Here is a 20,147-nt window from a genome sequence, read left to right on the forward strand (position 1 = left end):
AACTGGGCAGCGGCCTGAAGGAAGTCGAGGTGACGGGCGCAAGCAGTTCATCAGCTTCACCCGCGTCAACGGCGTGCCATCGGCCGACTGGTACGTGGCGCTGGTGGTCGACCAGGACTACGCCTTCGCCATGCTCAGCGAATTCCGCACCTCGGCTGTCATCGCCACGCTGATCGCCGTGCTGATCATCATCGCGCTGCTGGGCGTGCTGATCCGCGTACTGATGGAACCGCTGCACGTGATGGGCCGCGCCATGCACGACATCGCCGAAGGCGAAGGCGACCTGACCAAGCGCCTGCGCATTCATGCGCATGACGAGTTCGGCATGCTGGGCAAGTCGTTCAACCGCTTTGTGGAGCGCATCCACGATTCGATCCGCGAAGTGTCCTCGGCCACCGGTCAGGTCAACGAAGTGGCGCTGCGCGTGGTCAGCGCCTCCAATGCCTCGATCCACAATGCCGACCAGCAGAGCGGTCGCACCAGCAGCGTGGCGGCGGCGATCAACCAGCTGGGCGCCGCTGCCCAGGAGATCGCACAGAACGCCGCCCTCGCCTCGCAGCATTCCAGCGAGCGCGCAACCAGGCTGCCGACGGGCAGGACGTGGTCAACCAGACCATCGCGGTGATGAACCAGCTGTCGACCAAGATCAGCGACTCATGCACCAACATCGAGATGCTCAATGCCAATACGGTGAACATCGGGCAGATCCTTGAAGTGATCAGCGGGATTTCCCAACAGACCAACCTGCTGGCGCTCAACGCGGCGATCGAGGCGGCGCGCGCCGGTGAAGCCGGGCGCGGCTTTGCGGTGGTGGCCGATGAAGTGCGCAACCTGGCGCACCGCACCCAGGACTCGGCGCAGCAGGTGCAGAAGATCATCGAAGAGCTGCAGGCCGGTGCCCAGGTGGCGGTCAGCACCATGACCGAGAGTCAGCGCCAGAGCCAGCACAGCGTGGGCATCGCCAACCAGGCCGGCGAACGGCTGGGCAGCGTGACCCTGCGCATTGGCGAGATCGACGGGATGAACCAGTCGGTGGCGACCGCCACCGAAGAGCAGACGGCGGTGGTCGAGTCGATCAATGTCGACATCACCGAGATCAATACGCTGAATGAGGAAGGGGTGGAGAACCTGCAAGCGACGTTGCGTGCCTGCAATGACCTGGAGAGCCAGGTGGACCGCTTGAAGCACCTGGTGGGCAGCTTCAGGATCTAGGGCTGCTGTGCCGACCTCTTCGCTGGCAAGCCAGCTCCCACAAGGAAATGAGGTGTACACAAAACCTGTGGGAGCCGGCTTGCCGGCGAAGGGGCCGGCAAGTCGGTCGCACAATCAGAACCGTGAACCCGGCTCCAGCAGAAAATCCATCTCTTCATCGGTACTCGGCCGCCCCAGCAGCAGGTTGCGGTGCGGGAACCGACCGAACCGCGCAATCACGCGCTGGTGCTGCTCGGCATAGTCGAGAAACCCCTCGAACAGGCGTCGATCACTGTCAGGCTGCGCATCCAGCAACAGCTGATAACGCTCGATGCTGATGTTCTGCCAGTCCAGCACCTCGGCATGCTCCAGCACCAGCAGGATGAACACCCGCTGGATCGGCAGCAGCTGGTAATCCCAGGCCTTGTCCAGGCCCTGCATCACCAGCACCTGCGCACGCCGGTCGCCATCGAAGGCCTGCTGGGTGTCACGGTGGATCATGCGCGGCAGCTGGTCCAGCAGCAGGACCAGGCCCAGCCACCCCTGCGGGCACACCAACCATTCATCCAACCCGCCAGCCAGGGCCTGCTCCGCCAGCTCGCCGAAGCGCTCGCGCGCCTCGTCGTCGTGATGCTTGCCGAACCACAGCGTACTCTTCTCGTCAGCCACGGCCTGGGGGCTGTTGCCCCAGCCGAACCACCATTCCAACAACGGCTGCCAAGGTGCGAGCATGATTTACTCCTGGTGATAGCCCGTGACGCGCTCGACTTCCTGCTTGGAACCCAGGAACACCGCCACACGCTGGTGCAGGCTTTCGGGCTGGATGTCGAGGATGCGCTGGCGACCGTCGGTGGACGCACCGCCGGCCTGCTCGATGATGAACGACATCGGGTTGGCTTCGTACATCAGGCGCAGCTTGCCTGGCTTGGAAGGCTCGCGCGCGTCACGCGGGTACATGAACAGGCCGCCACGGGTCAGGATGCGGTGCACGTCGGCAACCATCGAGGCGATCCAGCGCATGTTGTAGTTCTTTTTCAGCGGGCCGGTCTCGCCTGCCAGCAGTTCGCCCACATAGCGGGTCACCGGGGCTTCCCAGTGGCGCTGGTTGGACATGTTGATGGCGAACTCGGCGGTGGTTTCCGGCACCTGGATGTTCTCGTGGGTGAGCACGAAGCTGCCCAGCTCACGGTCCAGGGTGAAGCCCTTGACGCCATTGCCCAGGGTCAGGATCAGCATGGTCTGCGGGCCGTAGATCGCGTAACCGGCGGCGACCTGCTTGGTGCCTGGCTGCAGGAACGCCTGCTCGTTCAGGCTTTCGTTCTGGCTCAGGTACTCGTTGGGGCAGCGCAGTACCGAGAAGATGGTGCCGACCGAGACATTGACGTCGATGTTCGACGAACCGTCCAGCGGGTCGAATACCAGCAGGTAGGCACCCTTGGGGTATTTGCCCGGGATCTGGTAGGCGTTGTCCATCTCTTCGGACGCCATGCCGGCCAGGTGGCCGCCCCACTCGTTGGCTTCGAGCAGGATGTCGTTGGAGATCACGTCCAGTTTCTTCTGGACTTCGCCTTGCACGTTCTCGGTGCCCATGCTGCCGAGCACGCCGCCCAGGGCGCCCTTGGACACGTTGTGGCTGATTTCCTTGCACGCACGCGCCACCACTTCGATAAGGAAGCGCAGATCGGCAGGGGTGCTGTTGCTGCGGGTCTGCTCAATCAGGTAGCGACTCAGGGTAACGCGGGACATGTAAGGCTCCGGAGGATGGGGTAGTAAAAAACCCACGCAGTTTACAGGGAGAGTGAAGCGCTAGCGAGCAATAGGACATGCTCGCCCGATCAGACGGCACATTGGCCCGAAGGTTCACGCCCCCGGGCCAGGTGTCGACGGGCTACTCGAGTGCCTGCCAGATCTCGCTGGCGTACTCGCGGATGGTGCGGTCGGAGGAGAACCAGCCCATGCGCGCCGTGTTGAGCACGGCCGAGCGCCACCACAGCTTGGGTTCGTGCCACAGCGCGTCGACGCGCTGCTGGGCGTCCCAGTAGGCGTCGAAATCGGCACACAGCAGGAACCGGTCGTAGGCGACCAGCGCGTCGATCAGGCCGACGTAGCGGCCGGGATCGTCCGGCGAGAACACCCCGCCACGGATCGCCTGCAGCACGTCGTTGAGGCGCGACGAGGCGCCGATGGCCGCGCTCGCGGCGAAGTCGCCGCTGCGCTTGCGCGCCTCCACCTGTTGCGACGTCAGGCCGAAGATGAACATGTGCTCGGCGCCCACGTGTTCGCACATCTCCACATTGGCGCCATCGAGCGTACCGATGGTCAGTGCACCATTGAGGCCGAACTTCATGTTGCTGGTGCCCGAGGCCTCGTAGCCGGCGGTGGAGATCTGCTCGGACAGGTCGGCCGCCGGGATGATGCTCTCGGCCAGGCTGACGTTGTAGTTGGGCAGGAACACCACCTTGAGCAGGCCGCGCACGGTCGGGTCGTTGTTGACCACCTTGGCGATGTCGTTGGTCAGCTTGATGATCAGCTTGGCCTGGTGATAGCTGGCCGCCGCCTTGCCGGCGAAGATCTTCACCCGCGGCGCCCAGTTGGTGCCCGGCTCGGCGCGGATCGCCTGGTACAGCGCCACGGTGTGCAGCAGGTTGAGCAACTGGCGCTTGTACTCGTGGATGCGCTTGACCTGCACATCGAACATCGCCTCGGGGTTGACCGTGATGCCCAGGCGCTCCTGGATCAGGTTGGCCAGGGCCTTCTTGCTGTGCAGACGCTGCTCGGCAAAGGCCTTGCGAAACGCCGCCTTGTCGGCGAACGGTTCGAGCCCCTTGAGGTGCTTCTCGGGGTCGTCGAGCACGTCGGGGCCCAGCGCCTCCACCAGCATGCCGGTGAGTGGCGGGTTGGCCTGGTACAGCCAGCGGCGGAAGGTGATGCCGTTGGTCTTGTTGTTGATCCGCTCGGGGTAGAGCTTGTGCATCTCGCAGAACACGGTGCTGCGCATCAGCTTGGTGTGCAGCCCCGACACCCCGTTGACGCTGTGCGAGCCGAGAAACGCCAGGTTGCCCATGCGCACGCGGCGGCCGTTGTCTTCCTCGATCAGCGAAACGGCGCGCAGCACGTCGAAGTCATGGATGCCCTTGGCGCGCAGCGCATCGATGTGAAAGGCGTTGATCAGGTAGATGATCTGCATGTGGCGCGGCAGCATGCGCTCCATCAACCCCACCGACCAGGTCTCCAGCGCCTCGGGCAGCAGGGTGTGGTTGGTGTAGGCCAGGGTGTCGACGGTGAGCTGCCAGGCGGTGTCCCACGGCACTTCGTGCTGGTCTACCAGCAGGCGCATCAGCTCGGCCACGGCAATCGAGGGGTGGGTGTCGTTGAGCTGGATCGCGGCCTTCTCGTGCAGGTTGAGCAGGCTGGGGTTCATGTTCAGGTGGCGGCGCAGCAGGTCCTGCAGCGACGCGAGACGAAAAAGTACTCCTGGCGCAGGCGCAGTTCCTGGCCGGCCTCGGTGCTGTCGGCCGGGTACAGCACCCGCGAGATCGACTCGGCGCGGGCCACTTCGGCCACCGCGCCAAGGTGATCGCCGGCGTTGAAGCGCTCCAGGTGCAGCTCTTCCAAGGCCCGTGCACGCCACAGGCGCAAGGTGTTGACGCTGGCGCGCGCCAGCCCACCACCGGCGTGTCATACGCCACCGCCCGCACCGTTTCGGCGGGCCACCACACCTGGCGCGGCTGGCCGGCGTCGTCGTGGCGGGTCTCGACGCTGCCGCCAAAGCTGATCGGGTAGATCACCTCGGCGCGCTCGAACTCCCACGGGTTGCCGAAGTCCAGCCAGTTCTCGGTCTGCTCCTGCTGCCAGCCGTCCACCACTGCCTGGCGGAACAGGCCGTGCTCATAGCGGATGCCGTAGCCGTGGGCGGCGATGCCCAGGGTCGACATGCTTTCCATGAAACAGGCCGCCAGCCGGCCCAGGCCACCGTTGCCCAGGGCCGCATCGGGCTCCAGCAGGCGGATGCGCTCCAGGTCCACGTGCAGGCCGGTCAGGGCCTCGCGGGCGATGTCGAGCAGGCCGAGGTTGCTCAGGCTGTCGTAGAGCAGGCGGCCGATCAGGAACTCCAGGGAGAGGTAGTACACGCGTTTCTGGCTTTTGCGGTAGATCTGCCGGGTATGGTCCATCCAGTGGTCGACCATGTGGTCGCGCGCGGCCAGGGCAATGGCTTCGAACCAGTCGTGCTCGAAGGCGTGTTCGGGGTCCTTGCCGACGGCGTAGGTCAGCTTTTCCAGTACAGCGGTGCGAAACGCGGCCACCTCTGCGTCACGTGCGAGTGGTTCCTGAGACATACGACGTCCTCGGGCAAGTTGACGAATACGGATGGAGATTTCTCAGCCTAGACGGTTCGACCGGGAGCGATAGCCCAGGTTCGCGTGTTTCTGTGCAAAAGCAGTACCGCTTGCACGCAAAGCCGGCAAATGGTTGTTCACATTTTGACCAACTCCGGTATGATCGCGCGCCCACAGCACATCTAATAACCTGAGCCTGATGAAACCGACCCTGATTGCCGCCGCCGAACTCGACCGCCTGGACACCTGGCAGAGGTATGCCAGCCATATGTGCGGGGGCTGCGTGTCCAGTTGCTGCACCCTGCCGGTGGAGGTCAAGCTCAAGGACCTGATCCGCATTGGCGTGGTGGATGAATTCGAAGCGGGCGAGCCGCCCAAGAACGTGGCCAAGCGTTTGCAGAAAGAAGGCATTGTCGAGCGCTTCAACCAGAAGTCCGGCATCTTCACCTTGCAGCGCATGAGCAATGACGATTGCCTGTACCTGGACCGCAAGACGCGTTTCTGCACCATTTACGACAAGCGCCCGGACACCTGCCGCAACCATCCCAAGATCGGCCCGCGGCCGGGGTATTGCGCCTACAAGCCCAAGCCCGCGGCGCGCTGACCGAAAAACTTCGCTGGCAAGCCAGCGCCCACAGGGATCTGCGCGGTCCTGGTGGGAGCTGGCTTGCCAGCGAAGGGGCCAGTACGGTCTGAGTCCTTGCACAAACAAAAACGCGGCCTTTGGACCGGGGGCGTTTTTCATTCAGCGAGGGCTAGAACATCAAGCCTTGGCTTTCTTGGCAGCGCGGGTACGCTCGCTTTCGTCCAGGATCTTCTTGCGAAGACGGATGGACTTCGGCGTGACTTCGCACAGCTCGTCTTCCTGGATGTATTCCAGGGCCTGTTCCAGGGTGAAGCGAACAGGCGGAACCAGTGCGATGGTTTCGTCTTTGCCCGAAGCACGCATGTTGTCGAGCTTCTTGCCCTTGGTAGGGTTGACGCCCAGGTCGTTGTCGCGGCTGTTCTGGCCGACGATCTGACCGTTGTAGATCTCCTGGCCGTGCTCGACGAACAGCTTGCCGCGCGCCTGCAGGGTTTCCAGCGAGTAGGTCAGTGCCTTGCCGGTTTCTACCGAAACCAGTACGCCGTTCTGACGGCCGGACATGTGGCCCGACTTCACTGGCGCGTAACGATCGAAGATCGAGGTCAGGATGCCAGCACCGTTGGTCAGGGTCAGGAACTGGTTACGGAAACCGATCAGACCGCGAGCAGGGATGTTGTATTCCAGGCGAACACGGCCTTTGCCATCCGGCACCATGTTGCTCAGGTCGCCCTTACGCAGGCCCATCTCTTCCATGACCTTGCCCTGCGCTTCTTCAGGGATGTCGATGGTCACGTTTTCGAACGGTTCCTGCTTCACGCCGTCGACTTCACGGATGATCACTTCCGGACGGCCCAGGGCCATTTCGAAGCCTTCGCGACGCATGGTTTCGATCAGTACCGAGAGGTGCAGCTCACCACGGCCGGACACCTTGAACTTGTCAGCCGAGTCGCCTTCTTCAACGCGCAGTGCAACGTTGTACAGCAGCTCTTTGTCCAGACGCTCCTTGATGTTGCGCGAGGTCACGAACTTGCCTTCTTTACCGCAGAATGGCGAGTCGTTGACCTGGAAGGTCATGGAAACGGTTGGCTCGTCAACGGTCAGCGGCTTCATCGCTTCGACGTTCAGTGGGTCGCACAGGGTGTCGGAGATGAACAGCTCGTCGAAGCCGCTGATGCAGACGATGTCGCCGGCAGCTGCTTCTTCAACGTCGACGCGGTGCAGACCGTGGTGACCCATCAGCTTCAGGATGCGGCCTTTGCGCTCTTTGCCGTCAACGTCGATCGCCACCACCGGGGTGTTCGGCTTGACGCGACCACGGGCGATACGGCCAACGCCGATAACACCCAGGAAGCTGTTGTAGTCCAGGGCCGAGATCTGCATCTGGAACGGGCCGTCACGGTCGACAGCGGGTGCTGGAACGTGATCGACAACCGCCTGGTACAGCGCGGTCATGTCTTCGCCCATGGCGGTGTGATCCAGGCCGGCAATGCCGTTCAGGGCCGAGGCGTAGACAACCTGGAAGTCCAGTTGCTCTTCGGTGGCGCCCAGGTTGTCGAACAGATCGAAGATCTGGTCCAGCACCCAGTCAGGACGCGCGCCCGGACGGTCGACTTTGTTGATCACCACGATCGGACGCAGGCCGGCTTCGAAGGCCTTCTTGGTCACGAAACGGGTTTGCGGCATAGGGCCGTCCTGAGCGTCGACCAGCAGCAGCACGGAGTCGACCATCGACATCACGCGCTCTACTTCACCACCGAAGTCGGCGTGGCCCGGGGTGTCCACGATGTTGATGTGGTAGCCGTTCCAGTTGATGGCGGTGTTTTTCGCCAGAATGGTAATGCCGCGCTCTTTTTCCTGGTCGTTGGAGTCCATCACGCGCTCGTCGTTGAGCTCGTTGCGCTCCAGGGTGCCGGATTGACGCAGGAGTTTGTCTACCAGGGTGGTTTTACCATGGTCAACGTGGGCGATGATGGCGATGTTGCGTAGATTTTCGATCACTTGTGTATCTCGATCAGAGGATTCGGGTTGCCGCCCAGTCTAGGCGGCGAATGTGAATGAACGGCGCTCAACGGGCCCGTCGGTCGGGAGGGCGATGGCGGATACTGCCGCCATACAACCCCGGCGTCTTATGTCGGACGATAAACGCGCACATTGGCATGCCCCTCACTCAGTAGATGATGGGCATGCAGGCGACTCATCACACCCTTGTCGCAATACAGCAGGTACTGGCGCGTAGGGTCCAGTTCCTTGAAGCGACTGTTGAGGGCGTAGAACGGCAAGGGCTTGACCTCGATGCCGTCCAGTTCCAGAGGCTGGTCTTCCTGGGCATCGGGGTGACGAATGTCGATCACCACCTGCCCGGCCAGCGCCTGGCTGACTTCTTCGATCTGGATATCCTGGCCGAGTTCATCGATCACGTTGTCGATGGACACCAGGCGGGCACGCTCCAGGGCGCGCTCGAGCACGGCCATGTCGAACTGCTTCTCTTCATGCTCGACACGGTGACGCTTGGCGCAGGTGGTCGGGTTCACCGAGATCACGCCGCAGTATTCGGGCATGTGCTTGGCGAACTCGGCGGTGCCGATTTCGGTGGCCTGGTCGATGATGTCCTGCTTGTGGCTGGCCAGCAACGGGCGCAGCACCAGCTTCTCGGTGGCGGCATCGATCACGGCAAGGTTGGGCAGGGTCTGGCTGGATACCTGGGAGATCGCCTCGCCGGTCACCAGCGCGTCGATCTGCAGGCGGTCGGCGATGTTGGTCGCGGCGCGCAGCATCATGCGCTTGAGGGTCACGCCCATATAACTGTTGTCGACCTTGCCGAGGATCTCGCCCACCACCTCTTCGAACGGCACGCTGACGAACAGCACGCGCTGGCTGCTGCCGTATTTCTTCCACAGGTAGTGCGCGACTTCCATCACGCCCAGCTCGTGGGCACGGCCGCCCAGGTTGAAGAAGCAGAAGTGGGTCATCAGGCCGCGACGCATCATCTGGTAGGCCGCCACGGTGGAGTCGAACCCGCCGGACATCAATACCAGGGTCTGCTCCAGCGCGCCCAGCGGGTAGCCGCCGATGCCCTGGTGCTGGTTGTGGATCACGTACAGGCGCTTGTCACGGATCTCGATGCGCACTTGCACTTCGGGGTTGCGCAGGTCGATACCGGCGGCGCCGCACTGCTTGCGCAACTGGCTGCCGACATAACGGTCGACGTCCATCGAGCTGAAATCATGGTGGCCGCCACGCTTGCAGCGCACGGCGAAATGCTTGCCTTCGAGCAGGTGGCCGAAGTGCGCCTTGCACTTGGCGACGATGTCGTCGAAGTCGCCCAGCGGGTATTCATCTACCTGCAGGAAATGCGCGATGCCCGGCATGCAGCTGAGGCGCTCGGTCATCTCGCGCAGCACTTTCTCGTCGTCCAGGCGGGTGACCACCTCCAGATTGTCCCAGACACCATCGACCGCGAGCGCAGGATCGAGGTCCTTGAGCACGGTACGGATGTTGCGGCCCAGTTGACGGATGAAACGCTTGCGAACCGGGCGGCTCTTGATGGTGATCTCTGGGAATACTTTGACGATTAGTTTCATGAAAACAGCGCGCGCATGGCCAGCCGAAAAAGAAGGGGCGCGGATTATAGCGGAAATCGCTCAAGGTTTGAGCAACTTTTGTACAGAAGGTTTTCAGTGCACTGTTTTGGGTCGCCAGGCATACAAAACGCCTCGTAAGGGTGCAGAAAAAAGCCTGAAAACGCGGTTACCGCCCCCAAACGCTTGAGAATGGGGCGAAAAACCCAACTCGGGGCACTGGCATGCAATTTGCTCCCTTGTGAGGCAGGTTGCCTTGGCGGACTATTCGCGCCCGGCATCACCCACATTACAGGGCTGCACAGGCACGCTCTACCCCACCCGGAGGACACCATGTCGAAGTCGGTTCAACTCATCAAAGATCATGACGTTAAATGGATTGATCTGCGCTTCACTGACACCAAAGGCACCCAGCACCACGTCACCATGCCAGCCCGTGACGCGCTGGAAGACGACTTCTTCGAAGCCGGCAAGATGTTCGACGGTTCGTCCATCGCCGGCTGGAAAGGCATCGAAGCCTCCGACATGATCCTGATGCCGGACGACGCCACTGCCGTGCTCGACCCGTTCACCGAAGAGCCGACCCTGATCCTGGTCTGCGACATCATCGAACCTTCGACCATGCAAGGCTACGACCGCGACCCGCGCGCGATCGCCAAGCAAGCCGAAGAGTTCCTGAAGTCGACCGGCATCGGTGACACCGTGTTCGCCGGCCCAGAGCCTGAGTTCTTCATCTTCGACGAAGTGAAGTTCAAGTCCGACATCTCCGGCTCGATGTTCAAGATCTTCTCCGAGCAAGGCTCGTGGATGTCCGACCAGGACGTGGAAGGCGGCAACAAAGGCCACCGGCCAGGCGTCAAAGGCGGCTACTTCCCGGTGCCGCCGTTCGACCACGACCACGAAATCCGTACTGCCATGTGCAACGCACTGGAAGAAATGGGCCAGACCGTAGAAGTTCACCACCACGAAGTGCGACCGCCGGTCAGAACGAAATCGGTGTGAAGTTCAACACCCTGGTGAAAAAAGCTGACGAAGTTCAGACCCTGAAATACGTCGTGCACAACGTTGCCGACGCTTACGGCCGCACCGCTACCTTCATGCCCAAGCCGCTGTATGGCGACAACGGCTCGGGCATGCACGTGCACATGTCGATCTGGAAAGACGGCAAGAACACCTTCGCCGGTGAAGGCTATGCCGGCCTGTCCGACACCGCCCTGTACTTCATCGGCGGCATCATCAAGCACGGCAAGGCCCTGAACGGTTTCACCAACCCGTCGACCAACTCCTACAAGCGCCTGGTACCAGCTTCGAAGCCCCGGTCATGCTGGCCTACTCGGCGCGCAACCGTTCTGCTTCGATCCGCATTCCTTACGTGTCGAGCCCTAAAGCCCGCCGTATCGAAGCACGCTTCCCGGACCCGGCGGCCAACCCGTACCTGGCCTTCGCTGCCCTGCTGATGGCCGGCCTGGACGGTATCCAGAACAAGATCCACCCTGGCGATGCGGCGACAAGAACCTGTACGACCTGCCGCCTGAAGAGGCCAAAGAGATCCCGCAGGTTTGTGGCAGCCTGAAAGAAGCCCTGGAAGAGCTGGACAAGGGCCGTGCGTTCCTGACCAAGGGCGGCGTGTTCTCCGACGACTTCATCGATGCCTACATCGCGCTCAAGAGCGAAGAAGAAATCCGGGTCCGTACCTTTGTACACCCACTGGAATACGAGCTGTACTACAGCTGCTAAGCCTGTGACGCTCGCTCACGCGGCGTAACCAGAGAGGCCTTCCATTTCGGGAGGCCTTTTTTTTGCCTCGGATTCAAGGGGGCTCGTGCGGGCCTCTTCGCTGGCAAGCCAGCTCCCACAGTTTCTGCGCCGCTCTCAAGAGCGATGGTCATCCTGTGGGAGCCGGCTTGCCCGCGAAAGCATCAGCACAGATCGTGCTCTACAATGGTGCATGCGGTAGCGCTACCCATGCACCAACAGCCCATTTTGGTTCAAAAATCAGCTCAAATTTCAAAACCCAGTCATTTTTTGCGCAGCCATGGCCCTATTTCAGGGAATACCGCTTCTTTTCGGAGCCTTGGTTTAATTTTTGCATTTTCTTCGTATCCGCGGATTACCAGCGCGCGCGACCCTGGCCCCGGCCAAGGCTGCACTGTGCCAAACGAGGTCAACGACGCCCCATGACCATCAGCGATGCACTGCACCGACTGCTACTCGACAACCTGACCACTGCCACCATTCTGCTCAACGCCGAGCTGCGCCTTGAGTACATGAACCCCGCAGCGGAAATGCTCCTGGCCATCAGCGGCCAGCGCAGCCATGGCCAGTTCATCAGCGAGCTGTTCACCGAGTCGACCGAGGCGCTCAATTCGCTGCGCCAGGCGGTCGAGCACGCGCATCCGTTCACCAAGCGCGAAGCCATGCTCACCGCGCTCACCGGGCAGACCCTGACCGTCGACTACGCCGTGACCCCGATCCTGAGCAAGGGCCAGACCCTGTTGCTGCTCGAAGTGCACCCGCGCGACCGGCTACTGCGCATCACCAAGGAAGAGGCGCAGTTGTCCAAACAGGAAACCACCAAGATGCTGGTGCGCGGCATGGCTCACGAAATCAAGAACCCGCTGGGCGGCATCCGGGGCGCGGCGCAACTGCTGGCCCGCGAACTGCCCGATAACGGCCTCAAGGACTACACCAACGTCATCATCGAAGAGGCGACCGCCTGCGTAACCTGGTCGACCGCATGCTCGGTTCGAACAAGCTGCCATCACTGGCCATGACCAACATCCACGAGGTGCTGGAACGCGTGTGCAGCCTGGTGGAGGCCGAGAGCCAGGGCGGCATCACCCTGGTGCGCGACTACGACCCGAGCCTGCCCGACGTACTGATCGACCGCGAGCAGATGATCCAGGCGGTGCTCAACATCGTGCGCAACGCCATGCAGGCCATCAGCGGCCAGAACGAGCTGCGCCTGGGCCGCATCAGCCTGCGCAGCCGCGCCATGCGTCAGTTCACCATCGGCCATACGCGCCATCGCCTGGTGGCGCGCATCGAGATCATCGACAACGGCCCCGGCATCCCGGCGGAACTGCAAGACACCCTCTTCTATCCCATGGTCAGCGGTCGCCCGGACGGTACCGGGCTGGGCCTGGCCATTACCCAGAACATCATCAGCCAGCACCAGGGCCTGATCGAATGTGACAGCCACCCTGGCCACACCACATTTTCGATCTTCCTGCCGCTGGAACAAGGAGCCACTTCTTCATGAGCCGTAGCGAAACTGTCTGGATCGTCGATGACGACCGCTCCATCCGTTGGGTGCTGGAAAAAGCCCTGCAACAGGAAGGCATGACCACCCAGAGCTTCGACAGTGCCGATGGCGTCATGAGCCGCCTGGCCCGCCAGCAGCCGGATGTGATCATTTCCGACATCCGCATGCCCGGCGCCAGCGGCCTGGACCTGCTGGCGCAGATCCGCGAGCAGCACCCGCGCCTGCCGGTGATCATCATGACCGCGCATTCGGACCTGGACAGCGCCGTGGCCTCGTACCAGGGCGGTGCGTTCGAATACCTGCCCAAGCCGTTCGACGTCGACGAAGCAGTGTCGCTGGTCAAGCGCGCCAACCAGCACGCCCAGGAACAGCAGGGCATGGCCGAGCCGCAGGCGTTGACCCGCACCCCCGAGATCATCGGTGAAGCACCGGCGATGCAGGAGGTGTTTCGCGCCATCGGTCGCCTGAGCCACTCCAACATCACCGTGCTGATCAACGGCGAGTCGGGCACCGGCAAGGAGCTGGTGGCGCACGCCCTGCACCGCCACAGCCCGCGTGCGGCGTCGCCGTTCATTGCGCTGAACATGGCGGCGATCCCCAAGGACCTGATGGAGTCCGAGCTGTTCGGCCACGAAAAGGGCGCGTTCACCGGCGCGGCCAACCTGCGCCGCGGGCGCTTCGAGCAGGCCGACGGCGGTACGCTGTTCCTCGACGAGATCGGCGACATGCCGGCCGACACCCAGACCCGCTTGCTGCGGGTGCTGGCAGACAGCGAGTTCTACCGGGTGGGCGGGCATGTGCCGGTGAAGGTGGATGTGCGCATCATCGCCGCCACCCACCAGAACCTGGAAACCCTGGTGCAGGCCGGCAAGTTCCGTGAAGACCTGTTCCACCGCCTGAACGTGATCCGCATCCACATCCCGCGCCTGGCCGACCGTCGCGAAGACATCCCGACCCTGGCGCGGCACTTCCTGGGGCGTGCCGCGCAGGAGCTGTCGGTGGAGCCCAAGCTGCTCAAGCCGGAAACCGAGGAGTTCATCCGCAACCTGCCGTGGCCGGGCAACGTGCGCCAGCTGGAGAACACCTGCCGCTGGATCACCGTGATGGCGTCGGGGCGCGAGGTGCATATTGGCGACCTGCCGCCCGAGCTGCTCAACCTGCCGCAGGACGCAGCCCCGGTCACCAACTGGGAGCAGGCCCTGCGCCAGTGGGCCGACCAGGCGCTGACCCGAGGCCAGTCGAACCTGCTGGACAGCGCAGTGCCGAGTTTCGAGCGGATCATGATCGAGACCGCGCTCAAGCACACGGCCGGGCGCCGGCGTGATGCGGCGGTGCTGCTGGGCTGGGGGCGCAACACCCTCACGCGCAAGATCAAGGAACTGGGCATGAAGGTCGACGGCGGGGACGACGACGGCGACGACGAGGCCTGAGCTACCGGCCCCTTCGCTGGCAAGCCAGCTCCCACAGGTACAGTGCATCTCTACAGAACACTGGTAACCCTGTGGGAGCTGGCTTGCCAGCGAAAGGGTCAGCACAAACACCACGCGCCTGCCCTATTCCTGCACCACTGCCGCCGCCACTGCACCGCCTGAAGGCAAAAATCCCCCGCCCTGTGCCGCCAAACCTGCAAAACCCTGGGTTTCACTGGCCAAACAAACTTGGCACAGCCCCTGCATATACCTAAGCACAACCCAGTTTTGGGGACCTTGGTACAGGCAGGCCGGGGAATCCCCTCTTTTATTCGTGCAGCCTCACCTGCACCCTCCAGCGCCCGTCCGCTGCTCGCCGGCCCAGTCGCCGTGCAGCGCACGGGCCGCCACCAGGCTCAACAGCAGCCCCTTGTCACTCTTCTGCAAACGCCACGCCACGGGCTTGCCGGCCAGCTCCAGCTGACCCTTCTGGCTGCGCCCACTGGCCTCGAACACCAGCACCAGCGTGCCCTCCACTTCCTCGCCATGCAGCTGCGGCTGTTCGTTGAACCACAGGTTCAAACCATCGGCCACCACCTCGACCCGCTCCAGCACCCGTGGCTCGGGCGCAGTCAGGCGCCCGATCATCAGGCCCACCAACATCCCGAACAGTGCCAGCGAAAACAGCACGCGCGGCCATAGTTGCGAACGCGGGTCCGGTTCACAGGTAGAATGCTCGTCATCTTTATGCTCGGAGCCGTGCATGTTTCACGTCATCCTTTTTCAACCGGAAATTCCACCGAATACCGGCAACATTATACGGCTGTGCGCCAACAGCGGCTGCCACCTGCACCTGATCGACCCGATCGGCTTCGAACTGGACGACAAGCGCCTGCGCCGTGCTGGCCTGGATTACCACGAGTACGCCACACTCAAGCGCCACGCCGACCTGCCCAGCTGCCTTGCAAACCTGGGCAATCCGCGCCTGTTCGCCTTTACCACCAAGGGCTCGCGGCCCTTTCATGACGCCGCCTTCGCACCCGGCGATGCCTTCCTGTTCGGCCCCGAAAGCCGCGGCCTGCCCGCCGAGGTACTGGATACGCTGGGCAGCGATCAGCGCCTGCGCCTGCCGATGCGCGAAGGCTGTCGCAGCCTGAACCTGTCCAACACCGTGGCCGTGGCGGTGTACGAAGCCTGGCGCCAGCAGGGCTTTGCCTGACCCATGAAAAAAGCGCCCCGAGGGGCGCTTTCAGCGTATTGCGGGCCGCTTACTGCAGCGACGGCGCTTCGCCGGCTTCCTGCATGCGCTGCATTTCTTGCGCGTACAGGGCATCGAAGTTCACCGGCGACAGCATCAGGGCCGGGAACGAACCACGGGTCACCAGGCTGTCCAGCGCTTCACGCGCGTACGGGAACAGGATGTTCGGGCAGAACGCGCCCAGGGTGTGGCTCATCGACGCCGGGTCGAGGTTCTTGATCAGGAAGATACCGGCCTGCTGCACTTCAGCGATGAAGGCAACCTCTTCACCGTTCTTGACCGTGACCGACAGGGTCAGCACGACTTCGTGGAAGTCGCCTTCCAGGCCTTTCTGCTTGGTGTTCAGGTCCAGCGCGACGCTCGGCTCCCACTGCTGGCGGAAGATCGCCGGGCTTTTCGGCGCTTCGAACGACAGGTCGCGCACATAGATGCGCTGCAGGGAGAATTGCGGGGCGCTTTCGTCGGCTGCAGCAGCGCCGTTGTTCTGTTCTTCAGTCATGACAGATCCTTCCTTGCAGGGTCTTGTAGGGGATTCAGGCCTTGAGCAGGGCGTCGAGCTTGCCGGCGCGCTCAAGGGCATACAGGTCGTCGCAACCGCCGACGTGGGTGCTGCCGATCCAGATCTGCGGCACCGAGGTACGGCCGGCCTTCTGGCTCATCTCGGCGCGCACCTGGGGCTTGCCATCGACCTTGATCTCTTCGAAGGCCACGCCTTTGTTCTGCAGCAGGCGCTTGGCCTGGGAGCAGTAAGGGCAGTAGTCGCTGGAGTAGACGATGACGTTGCTCATGTCACTTCACCAGCGGCAGGTTGTCGGCTTTCCAGCTCGACACGCCACCCGACAGCTTGGCGGCGGTGAAGCCGGCCTTGAGCAGGTCGCGGCACACGGCGCCAGCATGCTGGCCCATGTTGTCGACCACGATCAGGGTCTTGTTGGCCTTGTGCTTTTCCAGCTCGCCGATGCGCGCGGCGAACTTGTCCTGTGGAATGTTCAGCGCGCCGACGATGTGACCGGCGGCGTAGTCCTTGGACGTGCGGATGTCGACGACCAGGCCCTTGTCGCTGTTGACCAGCGCGGTCAGCTCGCCGGTGCTCAGGCTGCGGCCGCCCTTGCGCGCTTCGGTAACGATCAGCAGGACCAGCAGAACGACGAAGATACCTACCAGCAGATAGTGAGTTGTCGCGAATTCAATCAGGTGAGCAACCATCAGAGGGTTCCGGGCCGTTAAAAATGATGGGCAGTATACACAGCCCCCAAGGCCGGCCAAAGCCCGCCACACGCGGTTGTCGACAGTAATTCTCATTGCCGGGCTGCAGCCCGTCGGCCCGCACGGCCTGGCGCGCAAGGTTAATTCGTCAGCGATGGCCAATTTGCCCTAAAATGCGGGTCTTTATCATCTGAACAAGCGCGAGTGGGATTGATGACGAGCACGCCAAAACCCTTGGTCCTGATCATCCTGGATGGTTTCGGTCACAGCGAAAGCCACGAATACAACGCCATCTATTCGGCCACCACGCCGGTGTACGACCGCCTGCGCGCGACCCAGCCGCACGGCCTGATCTCGGGCTCGGGCATGGACGTGGGGCTGCCCGACGGGCAGATGGGCAACTCCGAAGTGGGCCACATGAACCTGGGTGCCGGGCGCGTGGTGTACCAGGACTTCACCCGCGTGACCAAGGCCATCAAGGATGGCGAGTTCTTCGAGAACCCGGTGCTGTGCGGCGCGGTGGACAAGGCGGTGGGCGCCGGCAAGGCGGTGCACATCCTCGGCCTGCTCTCCGACGGTGGCGTGCACAGCCATCAGGACCACCTGGTGGCGATGGCCGAGCTGGCCGCGCAACGGGGCGCCGAGAAGATCTACCTGCACGCCTTCCTCGACGGCCGTGATACCCCGCCCAAGAGCGCGCAGTCGTCGATCGAACTGCTTGACGCCACCTTCGCCAAACTCGGCAAGGGCCGTATCGCGAGCCTCATCGGCCGTTACTTCGCGATGGACCGCGACAACCGCTGGGACCGCGTCAGCACCGCCTACAACCTGATCGTCGACAGCACCGCCGAGTTCACCGCCGACAGCGCCACGGCCGGCCTTGAAGCCGCCTACGCACGCGGCGAGAGCGACGAGTTCGTCAAGGCCACGCGTATTGGCGAGGCGGTCACGGTCGAGGACGGCGATGCGGTGATCTTCATGAACTTTCGCGCCGACCGCGCCCGCGAACTGTCGCGCGTGTTCGTAGAACCGGACTTCAACGAGTTCCCGCGTGCGCGCCTGCCCAAGCTGGCCGCCTATATCGGCCTGACCCAGTACTCGGCCAAGATCGCCGCACCGGCCGCATTCGCGCCGGGCAGCCTGAACAACGTGCTGGGCGAATACCTGGCCAAACAGGGCAAGACCCAGCTGCGCATCGCCGAAACCGAGAAGTATGCCCACGTGACCTTCTTCTTCTCCGGCGGGCGCGAAGAACCGTTCGAAGGCGAAGAGCGCATCCTGATCCCGTCGCCCAAGGTTGCCACCTACGACCTGCAGCCGGAAATGAGCGCACCCGAAGTCACCGACCGCATCGTCGAGGCCATCGAGCAGCAGCGCTATGACGTGATCGTGGTCAACTACGCCAACGGCGACATGGTCGGCCACAGCGGCGTGTTCGAGGCGGCGGTCAAGGCCGTCGAAGCCCTGGACCTGTGCGTGGGGCGCATCGTCGAGGCCCTCGACAAGGTGGGCGGCGAAGCGCTGATCACCGCCGACCACGGCAACGTCGAGCAGATGGAAGACGAGTGCACCGGCCAGGCGCACACCGCCCATACCACCGAGCCTGTGCCCTTCATCTATGTCGGCAAGCGTGCCCTGAAGGTGCGTGAAGGCGGCGTACTGGCCGACGTGGCGCCGACTATGCTGACGCTGCTGGGCCTGGAAATACCGGCAGAAATGACCGGTACTTCGATCCTCGTCGACGCCTGAGCTGGGCAAACCGGCCACAACGGTCGGTTTTCCGGACAAACGCCCCAAAGCAGTTGCCTTGGGGCGTTTTTTTTGGCGCCCATGGCGGGCATACTAGGCCAGTCTCTATCCCAGGTTTTGCCTACTCCATGCTTCGCGCCCTGATCCTCATAGCCCTGACCTGCCTGTTCGGCCCGGCGTTCGCCGACGAGCGCGCGCAAACCCAGCAGCAACTGGACGCCACGCGCCAGGATATTGCCGAGCTTAAAAAACTGCTCGGCCAGTTGCAGCAGGAGAAGTCCGGCGCGCAGAAAGACCTGCGCAGTACCGAAACCGACATCGGCAAGCTGGAAAAGCAGGTGGAGGCCCTGCAACAGGAACTAAAAAAGACCGAGGGCGAGCTGGAGCGCCTCGATAAAGAGAAAAAAAAACTCCAGAGCGCCCGCGTTGAACAACAGCGACTGATTGCCATCCAGGCCCGGTCGGCCTACCAGAACGGCCGCGAGGAATACCTCAAGCTGCTGCTCAACCAGCAGAACCCCGAAAAATTCGCCCGCACCCTGACCTACTACGACTACCTGAGCAAGGCGCGCCTGGAACAACTGCGCAGCTTCAACGAAACGTTGCGACAACTGGCCAATGTCGAAAAGGACATCGCCCTGCAACAGGCTCAGTTGCTGGCCCAGCAAGGCACCCTCGAAAGCCAGCGCCAGGACCTGGAAAAAGTCCGCGCCGAGCGCCAGCAGGTGCTCGCCAAGCTCAACAGCGACGTCAAGGAACGCGACCAGAAGCTCGCCGCCCGCGTGCAGGACCAGGCCGACCTGAGCCGTGTGCTCAAGACCATCGAGGAAACCCTCGCGCGTCAGGCCCGTGAAGCCGAAGAAGCGCGCCAGCGTGCACTGCTGGCCGCCCAGGAAGCCGAGAAGCAGCGCCAGCGCGACGCCCTGGCTGCCAAGGCCGACAACGACGACGCACCCAAACCGCCCAAGACGGTGCCCGGCGCGCTGGTGTCCAGCGACGGCGCGGCGTTTGGCGGCGCTTTTTCTGCTGCCCGCGGCAAACTTCCATGGCCGGTCAATGGTCGACTGCTGGCACGCTTTGGTGAAACCCGTGGCGATGATGCCCGCGCCAAGTGGGACGGGGTGATGATCAGCGCGTCCGCCGGTAGCCGGGTACACGCCGTGCACGGCGGGCGCGTGGTGTTTGCCGACTGGTTGCGCGGCGCCGGACTTCTGGTCATTCTCGACCACGGCAACGGTTACCTGAGCCTGTACGGCCACAACCAGACGCTGCTCAAGAGTGCCGGCGACGTGGTCAAGCCGGGTGAAGCGATCTCCACCGTTGGCGACAGCGGCGGGCAAAACACCTCGGCGCTGTACTTCGCGATTCGCCAGCAAGGCCGCCCGAGCGACCCGACACAATGGTGCCGTGCCCAGGGATAGGGGCACTACCGCTTACTTCACGCTGCTGCCGGCATTCGGCGCCAGCGACGCTCCCTACGGGGCAAAACCAGGATCAGGAGTTCGTTCGACATGCTGCATACGCCTCGCCTTACCTCGCTGGCCCTGACCATTGCCCTGGTCATCGGC

Annotated in this window: 14 protein-coding genes and 4 pseudogenes; 9 read left to right on the plus strand and 9 right to left on the minus strand. The window is 63.0% G+C overall.

Annotation, left to right across the window (positions count from 1 at the left end; translation table 11 throughout):
* On the plus strand, positions 1–625 hold a 625-nt coding region (locus G3436_RS28705), incomplete at its 5' end, for a methyl-accepting chemotaxis protein (RefSeq protein WP_420801166.1).
* Entirely contained in the window at positions 625–1,212 is a 588-nt protein-coding gene (locus tag G3436_RS28710) for a methyl-accepting chemotaxis protein (protein ID WP_420801167.1), read from the plus strand. The genes G3436_RS28705 and G3436_RS28710, both read left to right, overlap by 1 nt.
* A gap of 114 nt (positions 1,213–1,326) precedes the next feature.
* On the opposite strand, the gene G3436_RS02800 is transcribed toward G3436_RS28710, so the two are convergent.
* The 3 genes and pseudogenes from G3436_RS02800 to G3436_RS02810 all read right to left on the minus strand — a co-directional run bounded on the left by G3436_RS02800 (position 1,327) and on the right by G3436_RS02810 (position 5,528).
* On the minus strand, positions 1,327–1,923 hold the full coding sequence (locus G3436_RS02800) for a DUF924 family protein (protein ID WP_163941039.1): 597 nt from the start codon (positions 1,921–1,923) through the stop codon (positions 1,327–1,329).
* Between the two features lie 3 nt (positions 1,924–1,926).
* The gene (locus G3436_RS02805; protein WP_043862187.1) at positions 1,927–2,937 is read right to left on the minus strand and encodes a class 1 fructose-bisphosphatase; all 1,011 of its coding nucleotides are present in this window, start codon (positions 2,935–2,937) and stop codon (positions 1,927–1,929) included.
* Positions 2,938–3,079: 142 nt separating this feature from the next.
* Positions 3,080–5,528: pseudogene (locus G3436_RS02810) on the minus strand (glycogen/starch/alpha-glucan phosphorylase).
* A gap of 199 nt (positions 5,529–5,727) precedes the next feature.
* Between G3436_RS02810 and G3436_RS02815 the strand changes: the two are divergent.
* On the plus strand, positions 5,728–6,132 hold the full coding sequence (locus G3436_RS02815) for a YkgJ family cysteine cluster protein (protein ID WP_163941041.1): 405 nt from the start codon (positions 5,728–5,730) through the stop codon (positions 6,130–6,132).
* Positions 6,133–6,291: 159 nt separating this feature from the next.
* Here G3436_RS02815 and typA read toward each other — a convergent pair whose 3' ends face one another.
* Together typA and thiI are read right to left on the minus strand one after the other, a co-directional pair.
* Positions 6,292–8,112 (minus strand): translational GTPase TypA, encoded by a 1,821-nt coding sequence (typA, locus tag G3436_RS02820; RefSeq protein ID WP_163941044.1) that lies wholly within the window; start codon positions 8,110–8,112, stop codon positions 6,292–6,294.
* 128 nt (positions 8,113–8,240) lie between these two features.
* Positions 8,241–9,695, minus strand: coding sequence for a tRNA uracil 4-sulfurtransferase ThiI (gene thiI / locus G3436_RS02825; protein ID WP_163941047.1), 1,455 nt, complete (start codon positions 9,693–9,695; stop codon positions 8,241–8,243).
* 330 nt (positions 9,696–10,025) lie between these two features.
* Between thiI and glnA the strand changes: the two are divergent.
* The 3 genes and pseudogenes from glnA (at position 10,026) to ntrC (ending at position 14,387) form a co-directional block, all read left to right on the plus strand.
* Positions 10,026–11,429 (plus strand): annotated as a pseudogene (glnA, locus tag G3436_RS02830) (glutamate--ammonia ligase).
* A 440-nt stretch (positions 11,430–11,869) separates the two neighbouring features.
* Positions 11,870–12,954 (plus strand): annotated as a pseudogene (gene glnL / locus G3436_RS02835) (nitrogen regulation protein NR(II)).
* Positions 12,951–14,387 carry a nitrogen regulation protein NR(I) gene (gene ntrC, locus G3436_RS02840; RefSeq protein WP_163941050.1) on the plus strand — a complete coding sequence of 479 codons (1,437 nt, stop codon included), beginning with the start codon at positions 12,951–12,953 and terminating at the stop codon, positions 14,385–14,387. The pseudogene glnL and the gene ntrC overlap by 4 nt, the downstream one beginning before the upstream one ends.
* 307 nt (positions 14,388–14,694) lie before the next feature.
* On the opposite strand, the pseudogene G3436_RS02845 reads toward ntrC, so the two are convergent.
* Positions 14,695–15,131 (minus strand): annotated as a pseudogene (locus G3436_RS02845) (hypothetical protein).
* On the opposite strand from G3436_RS02845, the gene G3436_RS02850 reads away from it, so the two are divergent.
* On the plus strand, positions 15,130–15,585 hold the full coding sequence (locus G3436_RS02850) for a tRNA (cytidine(34)-2'-O)-methyltransferase (protein WP_163941052.1): 456 nt from the start codon (positions 15,130–15,132) through the stop codon (positions 15,583–15,585). The pseudogene G3436_RS02845 and the gene G3436_RS02850 sit on opposite strands and share 2 nt — an antisense overlap.
* A 49-nt stretch (positions 15,586–15,634) precedes the next feature.
* On the opposite strand, the gene secB is transcribed toward G3436_RS02850, so the two are convergent.
* The 3 genes from secB to G3436_RS02865 are packed head-to-tail and all read right to left on the minus strand — an operon-like array spanning position 15,635 to position 16,830.
* Positions 15,635–16,123, minus strand: coding sequence for a protein-export chaperone SecB (gene secB / locus G3436_RS02855; RefSeq protein ID WP_163941054.1), 489 nt, complete (start codon positions 16,121–16,123; stop codon positions 15,635–15,637).
* 34 nt (positions 16,124–16,157) lie between these two features.
* On the minus strand, positions 16,158–16,412 hold the full coding sequence (gene grxC, locus G3436_RS02860; RefSeq protein ID WP_163941057.1) for a glutaredoxin 3: 255 nt from the start codon (positions 16,410–16,412) through the stop codon (positions 16,158–16,160).
* Position 16,413: 1 nt separating this feature from the next.
* Complete coding sequence (locus G3436_RS02865) at positions 16,414–16,830, minus strand: rhodanese-like domain-containing protein (RefSeq protein ID WP_163941060.1); 417 nt, start codon at positions 16,828–16,830, stop codon at positions 16,414–16,416.
* Between the two features lie 213 nt (positions 16,831–17,043).
* On the opposite strand from G3436_RS02865, the gene gpmI reads away from it, so the two are divergent.
* Positions 17,044–18,579 (plus strand): 2,3-bisphosphoglycerate-independent phosphoglycerate mutase, encoded by a 1,536-nt coding sequence (gene gpmI, locus G3436_RS02870; protein WP_163941063.1) that lies wholly within the window; start codon positions 17,044–17,046, stop codon positions 18,577–18,579.
* Between the two features lie 128 nt (positions 18,580–18,707).
* Positions 18,708–20,000, plus strand: coding sequence for a murein hydrolase activator EnvC family protein (locus tag G3436_RS02875; protein ID WP_243666994.1), 1,293 nt, complete (start codon positions 18,708–18,710; stop codon positions 19,998–20,000).
* Positions 20,001–20,147 lie beyond the last annotated feature (147 nt).

Source organism: Pseudomonas brassicae, from assembly GCF_010671725.1.
Taxonomy (GTDB): Bacteria; Pseudomonadota; Gammaproteobacteria; order Pseudomonadales; family Pseudomonadaceae; genus Aquipseudomonas; species Aquipseudomonas brassicae.

What these genes read in the sequence shown, in the direction of transcription:
- G3436_RS28710 (WP_420801167.1), top strand. Translation starts at nt 625, where the DNA reads ATGAACCAGCTGTCGACCAAGATCAGCGACTCATGCACCAACATCGAG.
- G3436_RS02805 (WP_043862187.1), bottom strand. Translation starts at nt 2,937, where the DNA reads ATGTCCCGCGTTACCCTGAGTCGCTACCTGATTGAGCAGACCCGCAGC.
- G3436_RS02800 (WP_163941039.1), bottom strand. Translation starts at nt 1,923, where the DNA reads ATGCTCGCACCTTGGCAGCCGTTGTTGGAATGGTGGTTCGGCTGGGGC.
- gpmI (WP_163941063.1), top strand. Translation starts at nt 17,044, where the DNA reads ATGACGAGCACGCCAAAACCCTTGGTCCTGATCATCCTGGATGGTTTC.
- G3436_RS02815 (WP_163941041.1), top strand. Translation starts at nt 5,728, where the DNA reads ATGAAACCGACCCTGATTGCCGCCGCCGAACTCGACCGCCTGGACACC.
- ntrC (WP_163941050.1), top strand. Translation starts at nt 12,951, where the DNA reads ATGAGCCGTAGCGAAACTGTCTGGATCGTCGATGACGACCGCTCCATC.
- G3436_RS02850 (WP_163941052.1), top strand. Translation starts at nt 15,130, where the DNA reads ATGTTTCACGTCATCCTTTTTCAACCGGAAATTCCACCGAATACCGGC.
- secB (WP_163941054.1), bottom strand. Translation starts at nt 16,123, where the DNA reads ATGACTGAAGAACAGAACAACGGCGCTGCTGCAGCCGACGAAAGCGCC.
- G3436_RS02875 (WP_243666994.1), top strand. Translation starts at nt 18,708, where the DNA reads ATGCTTCGCGCCCTGATCCTCATAGCCCTGACCTGCCTGTTCGGCCCG.
- thiI (WP_163941047.1), bottom strand. Translation starts at nt 9,695, where the DNA reads ATGAAACTAATCGTCAAAGTATTCCCAGAGATCACCATCAAGAGCCGC.
- grxC (WP_163941057.1), bottom strand. Translation starts at nt 16,412, where the DNA reads ATGAGCAACGTCATCGTCTACTCCAGCGACTACTGCCCTTACTGCTCC.
- G3436_RS02865 (WP_163941060.1), bottom strand. Translation starts at nt 16,830, where the DNA reads ATGGTTGCTCACCTGATTGAATTCGCGACAACTCACTATCTGCTGGTA.